The organism is Pontibacter mangrovi (assembly GCF_006385705.1).
GTDB classification, from domain to species: domain Bacteria; phylum Bacteroidota; class Bacteroidia; order Cytophagales; family Hymenobacteraceae; genus Pontibacter; species Pontibacter mangrovi.
This window is the reverse complement of record NZ_VFRQ01000004.1, coordinates 223,592-237,832: the sequence shown is the minus strand read 5'-3', so window position 1 is coordinate 237,832 and position 14,241 is coordinate 223,592. Positions and strand designations below refer to the sequence as shown.

12 protein-coding genes are annotated in these 14,241 nt (G+C 50.8%); 5 read left to right on the top strand and 7 right to left on the bottom strand.

What is annotated here, in order from left to right:
* Positions 1-22: 22 nt before the first annotated feature.
* A complete protein-coding gene (locus FJM65_RS09400) occupies positions 23-571 on the bottom strand; it encodes an RBBP9/YdeN family alpha/beta hydrolase (RefSeq protein ID WP_140621248.1) in 549 nt (182 codons plus the stop codon).
* Positions 572-590: 19 nt separating this feature from the next.
* Positions 591-1,190: a porin family protein gene (locus FJM65_RS09395; protein ID WP_140621247.1), complete on the bottom strand. Its 600-nt coding sequence runs from the start codon at positions 1,188-1,190 to the stop codon at positions 591-593.
* A gap of 129 nt (positions 1,191-1,319) precedes the next feature.
* Here FJM65_RS09395 and FJM65_RS09390 point away from each other — a divergent pair, with 129 nt between their 5' ends.
* Positions 1,320-1,877, top strand: coding sequence for a GNAT family N-acetyltransferase (locus FJM65_RS09390; RefSeq protein ID WP_140621246.1), 558 nt, complete (start codon positions 1,320-1,322; stop codon positions 1,875-1,877).
* Positions 1,878-1,966: 89 nt separating this feature from the next.
* Complete coding sequence (locus tag FJM65_RS09385; RefSeq protein ID WP_140621245.1) at positions 1,967-2,593, top strand: L-threonylcarbamoyladenylate synthase; 627 nt, start codon at positions 1,967-1,969, stop codon at positions 2,591-2,593.
* Between the two features lie 66 nt (positions 2,594-2,659).
* Here FJM65_RS09385 and FJM65_RS09380 read toward each other — a convergent pair whose 3' ends face one another.
* Positions 2,660-3,565 carry a lysophospholipid acyltransferase family protein gene (locus tag FJM65_RS09380; protein ID WP_140621244.1) on the bottom strand — a complete coding sequence of 302 codons (906 nt, stop codon included), beginning with the start codon at positions 3,563-3,565 and terminating at the stop codon, positions 2,660-2,662.
* A 257-nt stretch (positions 3,566-3,822) separates the two neighbouring features.
* Here FJM65_RS09380 and FJM65_RS09375 point away from each other — a divergent pair, with 257 nt between their 5' ends.
* Both FJM65_RS09375 and FJM65_RS09370 read left to right on the top strand, forming a co-directional pair.
* The gene (locus FJM65_RS09375) at positions 3,823-4,428 is read left to right on the top strand and encodes a WbqC family protein (RefSeq protein ID WP_239022895.1); all 606 of its coding nucleotides are present in this window, start codon (positions 3,823-3,825) and stop codon (positions 4,426-4,428) included.
* Between the two features lie 120 nt (positions 4,429-4,548).
* Positions 4,549-7,146: an ATP-dependent Clp protease ATP-binding subunit gene (locus tag FJM65_RS09370; protein WP_140621243.1), complete on the top strand. Its 2,598-nt coding sequence runs from the start codon at positions 4,549-4,551 to the stop codon at positions 7,144-7,146.
* 189 nt (positions 7,147-7,335) lie between these two features.
* Here the strand turns inward: FJM65_RS09370 and priA are convergent, their stop codons facing one another.
* Entirely contained in the window at positions 7,336-9,867 is a 2,532-nt protein-coding gene (gene priA / locus FJM65_RS09365; RefSeq protein WP_140621242.1) for a replication restart helicase PriA, read from the bottom strand.
* 305 nt (positions 9,868-10,172) lie between these two features.
* On the opposite strand from priA, the gene FJM65_RS09360 reads away from it, so the two are divergent.
* Positions 10,173-11,036 (top strand): endonuclease/exonuclease/phosphatase family protein, encoded by an 864-nt coding sequence (locus tag FJM65_RS09360; protein ID WP_140621241.1) that lies wholly within the window; start codon positions 10,173-10,175, stop codon positions 11,034-11,036.
* Positions 11,037-11,140: 104 nt separating this feature from the next.
* Here FJM65_RS09360 and FJM65_RS09355 read toward each other — a convergent pair whose 3' ends face one another.
* From FJM65_RS09355 to FJM65_RS09345, 3 genes are all read right to left on the bottom strand, one after another.
* Positions 11,141-11,716 carry a hypothetical protein gene (locus FJM65_RS09355; protein WP_140621240.1) on the bottom strand — a complete coding sequence of 192 codons (576 nt, stop codon included), beginning with the start codon at positions 11,714-11,716 and terminating at the stop codon, positions 11,141-11,143.
* Positions 11,717-11,861: 145 nt separating this feature from the next.
* Positions 11,862-12,875 carry a hypothetical protein gene (locus FJM65_RS09350; protein WP_140621239.1) on the bottom strand — a complete coding sequence of 338 codons (1,014 nt, stop codon included), beginning with the start codon at positions 12,873-12,875 and terminating at the stop codon, positions 11,862-11,864.
* 46 nt (positions 12,876-12,921) lie between these two features.
* A complete protein-coding gene (locus tag FJM65_RS09345) occupies positions 12,922-14,217 on the bottom strand; it encodes a M20/M25/M40 family metallo-hydrolase (RefSeq protein ID WP_140621238.1) in 1,296 nt (431 codons plus the stop codon).
* Between the last annotated feature and the right edge of the window lie 24 nt (positions 14,218-14,241).

The window sequence follows — 14,241 nt, the reverse complement described above, 5'->3', positions numbered from 1 at the left end:
TAATGGGTGGTTTACCCCAGCATCACAACCTCGACGTGCCGCACAGCCCCTTTACCAGTTCCAGCCCTTCGTCCCAGCAGCCGTAGCCGGAGGCGCTGTTGATATGCCCCGCTAAACCAATATTGACGTAGCGGCTACCCCAGGCACTGGCCAGTTGCTGCGCCCTTTTAGCAGAAATGTAGCTGTCGTTGCTGCTGCTTACCACCACACTCTTAAAGGGCAAGGGCTGCAGCGGGATGGGCGAAAAGCCAACTACCGCTTCTGGAAACGCAGCTGCTTCTGTGTCAGCGGGTGCCACCAGCAGGGCGCCTTTTATTTTACGGTTATACTTCTGCGCCCAAAACGCCACGGCAATGCAGGCCAGGCTGTGCGCCACCAGCACCACCTGATCCGGCTTGTGGCGGGCTACTTCCTTTTCCAGTTCCTCCACCCAATCCTGCTGCCTGGGCGCGTCCCAGTTCTGCTGCTGCACCCGCTCAAATGCCGGGAATTGCTGCTGCCAAAGGCTCTGCCAATGGTTGGGCCCTGAGTCGCCGAGGCCGGGGACAAGTATAACTGTGCTGTGCTGCATTGCTACCGTGTAAAATCAGTTAAAAACCCACACCTGCCGAAATAGAGAACGCCCTGCCCTTGCCTTCTGCCCTGCCATCATTTAACAGTGCTGTAAAATAGTGGTGGTACAGCAGGTCCAGGTGCAGTAGCCATACTTCAAAGCCTACTCCTCCGTTCAGGGCAAACTGTGCGTTGTGTATATCGTTGCGTTTGATGCCAAGGTTATTGTCGGCCACACCCACAGCGTAAGAGATGGAAGGACCGGCCATAAACCTGATGCGGGAAGCGATCTTGCCATCGTAATCGGTGCGGTAGCCCAGCATAACCGGGATGCGCAGGTAACGCACCGTCAGCGCGTCGCGCTCTCCCGCCCGTGTTTGTATGCGGGTGATCAGGTGGGTTTTATGGCTTACAAAATTGAGCTCCGGCTGCACGAAGAGCCGCTCCCCTATCCGCCCGTACACCCCGAACTCATAGCTCAGGCCGGTGTCATCGTCCACTATCAGTGCATCGCTGCTGAGGCTGTAGAAGTTAATGCCTGCCTTGGCCCCAATGGTTAGCTTTGGCTCGTCCTGAGCAGCAGCCGAGAAGCTACAGCACAGTGAAAGTATAAACAGTAAAAGCGTAGATGTTTTCATAGATCATGTAAAAAATAAGTGATTAACCTGTACTTATTTAACCTCTCTTGCCTTAGCTTTGTTTAGCCGCTGCTGCTACCTATATACTTGATTTACTTAACTTGCTTGCAAAAAACCAGCATCCATACTATGAAAACAGCCTCCAGCTTACTACAACTGCCAGTTGCCTCTGACCTATACTTGCGCCGTGCTTCTGTAGCTGATGCCTCTGCCCTGTACTACCTGATAGACCGCGACCGCCCCTACCTGCGCCGGTGGCTGCCTTTTATAGACTACAGCCAGGCCGTTGCCGACACCGAGGCATACCTGAGGCACATCTCCGCGCCAGGCAACACCAACGATTTGGTGTTTGTGATAGTGCACGTGCAGAAAGTGTGCGGCCTAATCGGGTTTAAATGCATAGACAGGCTGAACAAGAAGCTGGAGATTGGCTACTGGCTAGCGGAGGACAAGCAGGGAAACGGCATTATGCGGCGCGCCTGCCACACCTTAATTACCTATGCTTTTGAAAAACTGCGCATGAACCGTGTCGAGATCAGGGTGGGCGTGGGCAATGAACGCAGCAGCAACATCCCTAAAAAACTAGGCTTTACGCTGGAGGGAGTGCAGCGGGACGGCGAACTGCTAAACGGGCGCTTTCACGACCTGGAAGTATACAGCCTGCTACGCCGAGAGTTTGGCAACTGAGCCACAGGCAGGTTTTGCAACGCTTCTGCAGCTAAGCCAGTATCATTACCTAAACGTCCTTTTTATACTTTTTATACTTTGATAAAACTATGAGCAACGCAGCCTTTATACAGATACACCCCGACAACCCGCAGGAGCGAAAAATACGCGAGGCAGTGGAAATCCTCCGCAACGGGGGCGTCATCATCTACCCTACCGACACCATCTACGGCCTTGGCTGCGACATCCATAACGCCCGTGCCATAGAGCGTGTGTGCCAGATAAAAGGCGTAAAGCCCGAAAAGGTGAACCTCTCCTTCATCTGCTCCGACCTCACCCACATCTCCGACTACGCCAAAATAGACACCCCCACTTATAAGGTGATGAAGAAGGCGCTTCCCGGGCCATTCACCTTCGTGCTGGATGCCACCAGCAACACGCCAAAGTATGCCAGCGCCAAAAAGAAGACGGTGGGCATACGCGTGCCGAACAACAACATTGCGCTGCAGCTGGTAAGGGAGCTTGGTCACCCAATCCTCTCCACCTCCGTGCGCGATGAGGACGAAGTGATAGAATATAGCACTGACCCGGAGCTGATCTATGAGAAATACCGCAACCTGGTGGACGCGGTGATAGACGGCGGCCCCGGCAACAACATCGCCTCCACCGTGGTAGATGCCACAAATAACTTTGAGGTGCTGCGCCAGGGAGCCGGCGACATTGAGGAGTATTTGTAGGTAGAAAGGTAAAAAGGTAGAGAAGTAGAAAGTTGGGAACGGCTATATTTTCACTTCTCTACCTTTCTACTTCTCTGCCGCTTCGCGGCGATGTTTCCAGCGCTTGTGGGTCCAGAGGTAGTCGGCGGGGGCGCGGCGGATGGCGGCTTCCAGCTTTTGAGCGAATATTTCTGTAATGGAAGGCGCATCTGCATCAGTTGCTGCGGGGTTACCATCCGATATCAACTCAAAAGTAAGGGCATAGTAGCCACGGGCGGTGCGTTTCACATCCAGGAAAAGCACTGGATAGCCAAAGCGGGTTGCCAGCTTTTCGGCTCCCTCGTAAAATGGTGTATCTTGGTTTAAGAAAGTAGTCCAGAATGTAATCTCACTTTTCAGGGGCGTCTGGTCTGAGAGCATCGCCACCACGCGCGGCATGTTCCGGTTGGCGGCAAAGTCTCGGAGGGTATCTTTCATTTTTATCAGCCTTGCCCCTAGTTTGCTGCGCGTCTTCAGCATAAAGGCTTCGAAGAACGGGTTGTTCAGGGGCTTGTAAATGCCATAAGCCGGGAAACCGAACTGCACCGCCCCGGCAGAAAGCACCCATTCCCAGTTGCAGGAGTGAGAGCCCATAGTTATCACGGTTTTCCCCTGCTGCACATAATTATCCAGCAGCTCCTGGTTCATGAAAACAATGCGACGCTCCATTTCGGCTGCGTCCATAGACCGAAGCTTCAGAATCTCTACCACCACATCCATAAACTGCTTATAAAAGTCTTTGGATATTTGCCCGATTTCAGCATCGTCTTTCTCCGGGAAAGCTTTTCGCAGGTTGTTGTGCACTACTTTTTTTCGGTAGCCCACCATATAATAGACTATAAAGTACAGGAAGTCGGACAAAAGGTACAACACTGATAGCGGCAACAGTGACAAAACTTTAAGCAGCAGCCAGAGCGGGTAGTAGAGCGGAGGTATGTGTATGTTTTTTTTCACAGGCAAACGGAGCAGCCGCAAAGGTACAACCTAATCTAGTTAGAAATTAAAAATTAGAAATGAGAAATTGGGTGGGAATAGCAATTCCGCCACTTCCGGAAGTAAAAGTTATATTATGGGACTGAAACCGTACTTACTAAAATATAAGCAAGGCTTTTGCCTTAAGCGCTTTTAAGTTTTATTAGCGATATTAGCCCACTGTGGCAATATCGCCCCAGTCATTTCTAATTTCTAATTCTTAATTTCTATTCTCCAACTTGATTCTCCTAACCGAAATACAGTATAACCCGCCCATCAGTTATTTCAGGCATGCCATTCGCTGTGAAAGTATACTGCTGGAGGCGCACGAAAACTACGTGAAGCAAAGCTACCGCAACCGCTGCCACGTGCTGACCGCCCACGGGGTGCAGCCCCTGAGCGTGCCGGTGCTGCGCGGCAACAGCAAAATAAAAATCCCGATAACAGAAATTGAGATAGACTACAGCCAGAAATGGCAGCTGGTGCACTGGCGCACCATACAGGCGGCGTATGGCCGCGCGCCCTACTTCGAGTTCTACAGCGACTACCTGCGGGAGGTTTACGAGCGGCAGCCGAAATTTTTATTCGAGCTGAACGTTGAACTTCTGAAGCTTTATCTTAAATTACTGAAACTAAACAAACCGCTGCAGTACACAGAGGAGTACCAGGTTCAGCCCCCCAAGAGCGTGCTCGATCTCAGAAACAGGATACATCCTAAAATCTATCCTGACAATTTGCACGTAATACCATATACGCAAGTGTTTGGCAAACAATTTGTACCAGAGCTAAGTATAATTGACTTGTTATTTACACAGGGTCCGGCGTCAGTTTCATTCCTTCAGTAAAGACGTATCCGCAAGCTGAACATTTGTACTAAAATGCTTGTTTAAAAAGAGACTACAACTGTAAAGCTCAATCAGTTATAACATTTCAGAGTTTAAAAGAATACACGGAGTATAGTATACATGGAAGCAAAATTCTCAAACCGAGTAAAAGAGGTCATCTCGCTTAGCCGTGAGGAAGCCATACGGCTTGGCCATGACTACATCGGCACCGAACACCTGGTGCTGGGTATGATTCGGGAAGGAGAAGGTACGGCCATCTCTCTGCTGAAGAAGCTTGGCGTTTCGATAGATGAATTAAAGTACGCTTTAGAGCAGGCTACACGAAATACAGCATCACAAAGCAGCAACATCACGGGCAGTATCCCTCTGACGAAGCAGACCGAAAAGGTGCTCAAGATAACCTACCTGGAGGCGAAAATCTTCAAGAGCGATATCATTGGCACAGAACACCTTCTGTTGTCCATCCTACGGGACGAGGACAACATATCTTCTCAAATCTTAGCGAAATTTAACGTGAACTACGAAGCAATAAGAGACTCGCTGGATTATCATAGCAATAATCCACTCGCATCGTCCGACACAGACGATTCTGATGACTCAGACAAACTGTTTGGTAGCTCATCGTCCCGCTCTGGCAGCTCTTCGAGCAAAAAGCCAGGGGAGAAATCGCGCACGCCGGTGCTCGATAACTTTGGCCGCGACTTAACAAAGCTGGCCGAGGACGATAAGCTGGACCCGATCGTTGGCCGAGAGAAAGAAATTGAGCGCGTGGCCCAGGTACTGAGCCGCCGTAAGAAAAACAACCCGATCCTGATAGGTGAGCCGGGCGTGGGTAAAACCGCCATCGCCGAGGGCCTGGCCCTGCGCATTGTGCAGAAGAAGGTGAGCCGCGTGCTGTTTAACAAGCGTGTGGTAACCCTGGACCTTGCCTCGCTGGTAGCCGGCACAAAGTATAGAGGTCAGTTTGAAGAGCGTATGAAGGCCGTGATGAACGAGCTGGAGAAGTCTCCGGACGTGATCCTGTTCATCGACGAGTTGCATACCATAGTTGGTGCCGGCGGCGCCTCCGGCTCTTTGGATGCCTCTAACATGTTCAAGCCTGCGCTTGCCCGTGGCGAGATCCAATGCATCGGCGCTACCACGCTGGATGAGTACCGCCAGTACATCGAGAAGGATGGCGCCCTGGCCCGTCGTTTCCAGATCGTGATGGTAGACCCTACCACACCGGAGGAGACGATCGAGATCCTGAACAACATCAAGGACAAGTACCAGGACCACCACCACGTAAACTACACTGATAAGGCGATTGAGGCCTGCGTGAAGCTTTCTGACCGCTACATGAGCGACCGCTTCCTGCCGGACAAGGCTATCGACATCCTGGATGAGGCTGGTGCGCGCGTGCACATCAACAACATCATTGTGCCGGATGACATCCTGAAGCTGGAAGAGCAGATCGAGAACATCAAGGTAGAGAAAAACCGCGTGGTGAAGAGCCAGAAGTATGAGGAGGCTGCCCAACTGCGCGACAAGGAGAAAAAACTCATCGACCAACTGGACGCTGCCAAGCGCAACTGGGAAGAAGAGACGAAGAAAAAGCGCTATACCGTAAAAGAGGAAAATGTGGCAGAGGTTATTGCCATGATGACAGGTATTCCGGTGAAGCGTATTGCCCAGAATGAAGGACAGAAACTCCTGAACATGGGCGATGAGCTGAAAGGCAAAGTGATTGGACAGGACAAAGCGATTACGCAGCTGGTGAAAGCCATCCAGCGTACGCGTGTTGGCCTGAAAGACCCGAAAAAGCCGATCGGTTCGTTCGTGTTCCTTGGCCCGACAGGTGTGGGTAAAACTGAGCTTGCCAAAGTGCTGGCCACCTACCTGTTCGATAAAGAGGACTCGCTGGTGCGTATCGACATGAGTGAGTACATGGAGAAATTCAGCGTGTCTCGCCTGGTGGGAGCGCCTCCGGGATATGTGGGCTACGAAGAAGGTGGCCAGCTGACCGAGAAGATCCGCCGCAAGCCATACTCTGTGGTACTGCTAGATGAGATCGAGAAAGCGCACCCGGATGTGTATAACCTGCTCTTGCAGGTGCTGGACGATGGTATCCTGACCGACGGACTAGGCCGCAAGGTGGACTTCCGTAACACGATCATCATCATGACATCCAACATCGGTGCCCGCGACCTGCAGGACTTCGGCGCCGGTATCGGTTTCATGTCTAAGGCTAAGCAGGAGAACGTGGACGACATTATGAAGGGCACAATTGCCAGCGCTCTGAAGAAAACGTTTTCGCCAGAGTTCCTGAACCGTCTGGACGACGTGATTGTGTTTAACTCGCTTAACCGTGAGGATATGCACAAGATCATCGAGCTGTCGCTTAAGAAACTGTTCACGCGCGTGGAAGGCCTTGGCTATACCATCGAGCTGACAAAAGAAGCGAAAGACTTTGTGGCCGAGAAAGGTTATGATCCGAAGTATGGCGCGCGCCCGCTAAACCGAGCTATTCAGAAATACATCGAAGACCCGATTGCGGAGGAGATACTGAAGGCTGAGGTAAACCAGGGCGACGTGATCATGGTGGATTACAAGGAAGGCGAAGAAAAGCTTACCTTCACCTCGAAGAAGTCTACTGGCAAAAAAGCCAAGACTGCTAACGACGGGGAGGAGGAAAAAGAGCCAACCAAGTCCACAGACTCTGATAAGACGAAAGAATAAAAAAGTATAAGTTTTAGTTACAGCAAAGGCTACCCGATCGGGTAGCCTTTCTTTTTTGCTCTTTCTCCGGCAATTAAAATTTAAGTCAGTTGAACAGTGTGCACTCTACTTTCTCAATTCACAAAAAATTTCCTCTCCTCGGAGGGGTTAGAGGTGGGTTCAGAATATTCTAAACTTAATTTTCAAGATTTAAACCGGGTCCACGTCGGCCACTGCCCTTATACTTTTGAAGTCGGGCAGCAGCTTCAGGTTAAAGATAGCCTGCACGATCTGGCCTTTGGCTGACTTCAGGTTCGTGGAGTCGCGGGGCAGCTTGATGTGGATCTCCTGCAGGAACAGGTTGCGGATCTTGAAAATGTAGGGCACCTCCGGCCCCAGCACCTGCTGTTTGCCCAAGCGGTCTGTCAGATCTTTGGCCAGCACGATGGCGGCATTCTCGGCCACTTTATCATCGGCATGCTTTACGGTGATGCGGATCATGCGTGTGAACGGCGGGTAACCGAAACGCAGGCGCTCCTCTATCTCATGCTCGTACAGCGTCTGGTAATCGTTGCTGCGCACCTTGTTGAAAATCGGCTGCAGCGGGTCGCGGGTCTGGATGATCACCGAACCCGGCTTGCCCTTGCGGCCAGCACGCCCGCTAACCTGCACAAACAGCTGGTAGGCCCGCTCATGCGCCCGGAAATCCGGGAAGTTGATGATCGTGTCGGCATTGAGGATGCCCACCAGGCTCACGTTCTCGAAGTCGAGGCCTTTGGTGACCATCTGCGTGCCCACCAGCACATTGGTGCGGCCGCTCTCAAAATCCGAGATTATCTGCTGATAGCTGTTCTTCTTTTTCGTCGTGTCCAGGTCCATGCGCTGCACCTCGGCGTTGGGGAGCAATAGCTTCAGCTCGTCTTCTACCTTCTCCGTTCCGAAGCCCATACTTCTGAGGGTGGTGGCGCCGCAGGCGGGGCAGTCGTGGGGCATGCGCTCGTGGTAGCCGCAGTAGTGGCAGCGCAGCTCGTTGTTATACTTGTGGTACGAGAGGCTCACGGCGCAAAACTTGCACTTGGGTATCCAGGAGCATTCGTCGCAGGAGATGAAGGGTGCGTAGCCGCGGCGGTTCTGGAACAGGATCACCTGCTCGTGCCGCTTCAGCCGCTCCTCAATATCCTGTAGCAATTTGGCCGAGAAATGGCTGTGCATGTTCTTGCGCTGCTGCTCGCGGCGCGTATCCACCAGCTCGATCTCCGGCAGTTTGGCCTCCCCGAAACGCTTGGTTATACTTACCAAACCCCAGCGGCCGGTCTTGCAATTGTAGTAGCTCTCGATAGACGGCGTGGCAGAGCCCAGCAAGGTTTTGGCTCCCTGCAGGTGGGCCATCATCAACGCCGTTTCGCGGGCATTGTAGCGCGGGGCCGGGTCGTACTGCTTGTAGCTTGGCTCGTGCTCCTCGTCCACAATGATCAAAGATAAATCGTGGAAAGGCAGGAAAATAGACGATCGCACGCCGATCACCACCTGGAAACGGCCCGAAAGCACCCCCTGCCATACTTCGGCGCGCTCGTTATCGGAGAACTTGGAATGGTAGATGCCCAGCTTGTCGCCGAACACTTTCATCAGGCGCGTCACGATCTGGGCCGTCAGGGCAATCTCCGGCAGCAAGTATAAAACCTGGCCGCCGCCATCCAGCGCGTGTTTGATCAGGTCGATGTATACTTCGGTTTTGCCGCTGCCCGTCACGCCGTGCAGCAGCACCGTCTCCTTCTCCTTAAACAGCCCCAAAATCTCGTCCTTGGCCTCTTGCTGGTGCTCCGAGAGCGCCATGGGCAGCTGCTGGTTCTCATGCTCCATCGGGAACCGCGACACGATCTGGTCGAACTGCTCCAGCACGCCTTTTTTAATGAGCGTGTTGATGGACGAGGACGACAGGTGCGGATTATTGGTGAGGGCGCTTTTCTCGATGCCGCGGTAGTTCAGGTGGATGTCCTGGTGCACGGGCACGAGCTGCAGGTAGTTGAGCAATATATCCAGTTGCTTGGGCTGCGGCGTGAGCTGGTTAAAGAGCTCCTCCAATAGCCCCTCCTCCTGCACAAAATGCTCCGTGATGCGGATTTTCTTCACCACCTTCGGCGAGAACTTGTCGCTTACCTGCTCATAAATAATGATCGCCTCCTTCTGTATCAGCGATTTGATGAACTTGTGGTAGCTCTTGAGCTGCAGCAGGTTGCCTACCTCGGTAAAAGTAAGCGCCTGGTTGTTCTGCAGCGCAAAAATGATCTTCTCCTCCTGCGGCGCAAGTATAAGTTCGTCCTCCTCGGGGTTGTAGTGCGGGTGCAGCTGTATCCGGGATTCGCTGCTGAGCTTGAGTGCAGAAGGGAGCGCGGCATTGATCACCTCGCCCAACGTGCACATGTAGTAATCCGCAATCCACTTAAAGAGCTTGAGCTGTGGCGCCGTGATGATCGGCTTGTCGTCCAGCACGTCCAGGATATACTTGGCCTGGTAATCGGCCGGCGCATTTTCGTGGATGTCGGCTACAATGCAGCTGAGCACCTTTTTCGAGCCGAACTGCACAATTACCCGCACGCCCACCGACACCTCGTCGTTCATCTCGTAAGGGATGCGGTAGGTGTACAGCTTGGGCAGGGGCAGCGGCAGAATCACATCGGCAAACAGCGTGACGCGGTCTGTGGCCGGCTCCGGCGGGTAATTAAAGTTCAGTAGCTCAGACAAGGGTGTTTATACTTTAGCTAGATACAAAGGTCGTAAAAAATTGATGAATTGTGTAGGTGGATGCAGACGAAGTATGAGAGGGGAAGTATACTTTGGCTGGTGCGGATAAAAAAGCTAACTTAAGCTTTGGATGAATATTCCTGAACGATTGTCATCCCCCTGCCCCCTTCGAAGGTACGGGATATACGTAGGTGTAATTTTACAACGTAAATTTTATTACACCTTCAGAAAAGTCCCCCTTTGAAGGGGCAGGAAAATGATTTAATTCTGAAGATCAAATCTATACCATAACCAAACAACGACCTATGACAACCAAATTTTTATACTTTGCCGGCTTGCTGGTGCTGTTTTGCGCCACTTCCATACTTGCCCAGACCCAAACTATGCGTGTAACCACCTATAACATCCGCTACGACAACAAGAGCGACACGGTAAACGCTTGGCAAAAGCGCCTGCCGGTTATTGCGGACCTGGTGCAGTTTCATGACTTCGATATTTTCGGGACGCAGGAGGTGCAGCACCACCAGCTGGAAGGTATGGCGAAAGCGCTGCCAGGCTATGGCTACATTGGCGTGGGCCGCGACGACGGGAAGCAGGCCGGGGAGTATGCGGCGGTGTTCTACAAAAAAGACAAGTATAAACTGCTGAAGCAAGGTAACTTCTGGCTCTCCGAAACGCCTGAGAAACCGGGCAAGGGCTGGGACGCTGATTTCCCGCGCGTGTGCACCTGGGGCCAGTTCAGGGATCAGCAATCAGGGCTTGAGTTTTACCTTTTCAATGTGCACTTCGACCACCGCGGCGAAAAGGCTCGCCAAGAAAGCGTGAAGCTGATGCAGCAGAAGATAAAAGAGATAGCCAAATCTGCCCCGGTTATACTTACCGGCGACTTCAACTTCAGCCAAAAGGATGAGAAGTACAAAGCCATGAGCGCCGGCAGCAACCTGACGGCGGCTTTTCAACTGGCCGAGAAGCGCTACGCCCACCGCGGCACGTTTAATGGCTTTGAGGCCACCCGCCAAACCGACGAGCGCATCGACCACATCTGGCTAAGCCCAGGCTTTAAAGTTACCCGCTACGGCATTCTAACCGATACCTACGCCAACGGCCTTTTCCCATCCGACCACTTCCCAGTGATGGCAGAGGTAAAGTTTGAAGCGAAGAAGAAATAAACAGAGAAGCGGCTCCTGATTGGGAGCCGCTTTCGTATTATACTTTATACTAGCGCAAGCGTCCGCTTGTGCAAGGGGGTAAATCTGAAAGCGATAAAAGGATGCTAGTCTATCTTGTTTATCAGGTAACAAACATCTGTAAAGCTTCCGGCTACTGTAACCGTGTCGCCTAATCCAGAATCATCAATCTTTACAACACGGAAATTAAAGTCTCCTGATAGTTTTTTCTTTGATTCATCAATACTCAGAATTCGGATTTGATTTAGCTTATCCGACTCTTGGTCAAGAGTATAATAGAAGCTGTCCTTATTTTTATAAATAGCGTAACCGATAAAAGAAGCGCAATTCTCAAAGCTTTCAGTGGTGGTCTGACAACTATCATAAGTGAATTCACTTGTAAACGTATTCACCATAGCTTTATCCGGAGTAGAGTGGGCTAATGTCCAGTTATGCACAGCCATTGAGAAATGTAAAGTATCCTCCGTGTTTACCACTGTGAATAAACGAATATTAAGCTGCGATTTCATCTCACTTATAATAGCCATAGGCTTTGAGGCTTTATTAGAAACTCCATTAATTGCCAATTCTACTCGACCACACTGACTCGGAGAGCTATCTTCTTCTTTGCATCCGAAGATAAATAGAAGTATAAGAAAGGGCAGGGATAATCTTTTATTCATGCTGTTGTGTGAGTTTTGAGCTGCAGCTCATCTACATTTATTACTAGCGCAAGCGTCTGCTTGTGCTGCTTTCTGCCTTTGCAGGTTGGGCACAAGCGGACGCTTGCGCCAGAGAGAAGCTAGTTCTGCCTCTTAATACATATGTTTACTCTTCACTGCTGCTCAGTACATAAAACTTTTCATTAATGTCTATGCTAATGGGATTTTGTAAAAGCCAACTTCTATAGGCTTTAAGGTCTAACTCCAAGCCTTCAGGTAAGATAACCACTGCATGATACTGATCTACAATCATCTCATTTAGAAAGCCACTGTCAATTACCATCTTCAACTCCGCTAGGTATTTATCAGTAGCAGTGGAGCTTTTAAACGGACTTTCTTGCCATAGCTTTACCATTTCCTTTAAGGGAATAGAGTTATACTCCAAGTATAAGTCAGGTATAGAGGCCATTAATTCAACTGAATCAATATTCTCTGACATCCACTCAAACTTTTTGTATGAGCTGCCAAGCACTGTATGAAGCATAGTAGAGTCACGAAAGGCACCTTTTGCTAAATGAATTTTGAATTTACCTGATAAAGGGTTCTGTTTTACGAGCTTTGCAGGCGAAAATACATCAACAATCTTTTTCTCTAAGTTTTCAAATGCTATAGAATCTAAGCTTTCAGAGGAGAGCCTGATTTTCAAGAACCAGCTTCCGCATTCATACACAGTTAGCCTTGAGCTGCTTCTACCAAACTTACTGGCGATATCAGCAGTATAACCATTGATTTTATATTCATCATCCATATACCTAACAGGGTGCTGGCTAGCCCCTACGCCGCGATACGAAGCATTAGCTATTGATTGTAAAGAACTTAAATATTCACTACGCAAACGCCCCTCACTCTTATCATCAGCCGGATAAACATAGACTGTGAAGGTTGTCTTATCATAATTGTTCTTTATTTCATATGTAGCCCCAATGTTTATTTCCTCTTTATTGAAAGAGTAAACACTTGTTCGTTTGTACTTATCAATTATAACAGGAAACTCAGTTTTGGTTTCTATATGAGTGTAAGTAGACTTTGCTTTAAGCTTTTTAGGCTTAAAGTAATTTGTCTGAGCCACTGTGCTAAATGCTAAGCATAAGAGTAAGCTTAATGAAATAAAAGTCTTCATACTATTATATATTGTTCTTCCTTCACAACCTTTTGCCAGCTTTCCTCTACCTCACCTGCGACTTATCCACCCGCGTCGGTGTATCCTCTCCGTTCACCACACCTTCTGAAGCTAAAGCTATTGCCCGGATCATGTTGGTCAGATGCTCCATGTTTAGCTGCTCCAGCTCGTCGTTTACGGTGTGGTAGGTTTTGTCTTGGTCTATCTGCACCGAGGAGATGGTGTGTGCCGGAACGCCGAGGCGGGCCAGCGTGGCGTTGTCGGAGCGGTAGAAGAGGTTCTGCTCCGGGTAAGGGTCGGGGTGGATGCTGTAGGTGGTGCCTTCCAGCCTTTTCTGCATCAGCTGCCCCAGGTCGGAGCGCTCAAAGCCGGTAAGATAGGCGCTGTTCGGCCCGAACTTAGACGGCTTGCCCACCATCTCGATGTTGAACATGGCCACGATCTGGTCTGGGTTCAGCTGCTCGGAAAAGTACCTGGAGCCAAAGCCCCCGATCTCTTCTGCCGTAAAAGCCACAAACAGCAAGGTGCGCTCCGGCTGCGGCTGTTGCTTGTAGTAATCGGCCAGCAGCATCATGGCGGTGGTACCGGCTGCGTCGTCGTCGGCGCCGTTGGCAATGCTGTCGCCGTCTACAGCCTCCTGTATGCCGATGTGGTCGTAGTGACCCGAGAACACCACAAACTCATCTTTGCGCTTGCCCTCTATCATGCCGGCCACATTGGTTAGCTGCAGCTTCTCTACCTTGTTCTCTATCTCGATCTTATACTTTTTAGGCGTTTGCTCATCGGTAAGTATAAATACCTTGCTGCCTTCTCCGCCCAATTGTTGCTTCACGTTGCCGCGCTCCAGGTAGTGCTGGTAGCGCTCAAACATCTGCTGGTGCTTCGGGTGCACCAGCACCAGCACATCCTCCTTATTATCCAGCCCCTGCAGCGCCTCCCTGAAATTATCGTTCTCCCCGATACGCACTGTTTTTACCTTGTCTTTCTGGTTCCACTCCAGCTCCTCCTTGTCTGTGATGGCGAAAATGTGCTCCTCCGAGATTTTACTGCGCCTGAACTTTGCCTCTTTTTCCTCCGGAGAAATGCGGTACATGTCGAAGGTCTGCAGAAAATCATCCTCGCCGGGCAGGGGTTTTAAGCCAATTTGCTTAAATTCATTCTGAATGAAGTCGGCTGCCTCGTCAATGCCGGGCGTAAAAGAAGCACGGCCCTGCATGCTGTCGTGGCTGAGGGTGGAGACGATGCGCGTCACTTCGTCTTGCGTGATGGTGCTCACATCCTGGGCAAATGCTGCCGGGCCCAACCCGCAGGCTAGTAGCAGGGCGGTTAATTTCAGATTCATAGGGTAGCGTCTATGGTTTTTGAG

What these genes read in the sequence shown, in the direction of transcription:
- FJM65_RS09400 (WP_140621248.1), bottom strand. Translation starts at nt 571, where the DNA reads ATGCAGCACAGCACAGTTATACTTGTCCCCGGCCTCGGCGACTCAGGG.
- FJM65_RS09350 (WP_140621239.1), bottom strand. Translation starts at nt 12,875, where the DNA reads ATGAAGACTTTTATTTCATTAAGCTTACTCTTATGCTTAGCATTTAGC.
- FJM65_RS09390 (WP_140621246.1), top strand. Translation starts at nt 1,320, where the DNA reads ATGAAAACAGCCTCCAGCTTACTACAACTGCCAGTTGCCTCTGACCTA.
- FJM65_RS09385 (WP_140621245.1), top strand. Translation starts at nt 1,967, where the DNA reads ATGAGCAACGCAGCCTTTATACAGATACACCCCGACAACCCGCAGGAG.
- FJM65_RS09345 (WP_140621238.1), bottom strand. Translation starts at nt 14,217, where the DNA reads ATGAATCTGAAATTAACCGCCCTGCTACTAGCCTGCGGGTTGGGCCCG.
- FJM65_RS09370 (WP_140621243.1), top strand. Translation starts at nt 4,549, where the DNA reads ATGGAAGCAAAATTCTCAAACCGAGTAAAAGAGGTCATCTCGCTTAGC.
- FJM65_RS09395 (WP_140621247.1), bottom strand. Translation starts at nt 1,190, where the DNA reads ATGAAAACATCTACGCTTTTACTGTTTATACTTTCACTGTGCTGTAGC.
- FJM65_RS09355 (WP_140621240.1), bottom strand. Translation starts at nt 11,716, where the DNA reads ATGAATAAAAGATTATCCCTGCCCTTTCTTATACTTCTATTTATCTTC.
- FJM65_RS09360 (WP_140621241.1), top strand. Translation starts at nt 10,173, where the DNA reads ATGACAACCAAATTTTTATACTTTGCCGGCTTGCTGGTGCTGTTTTGC.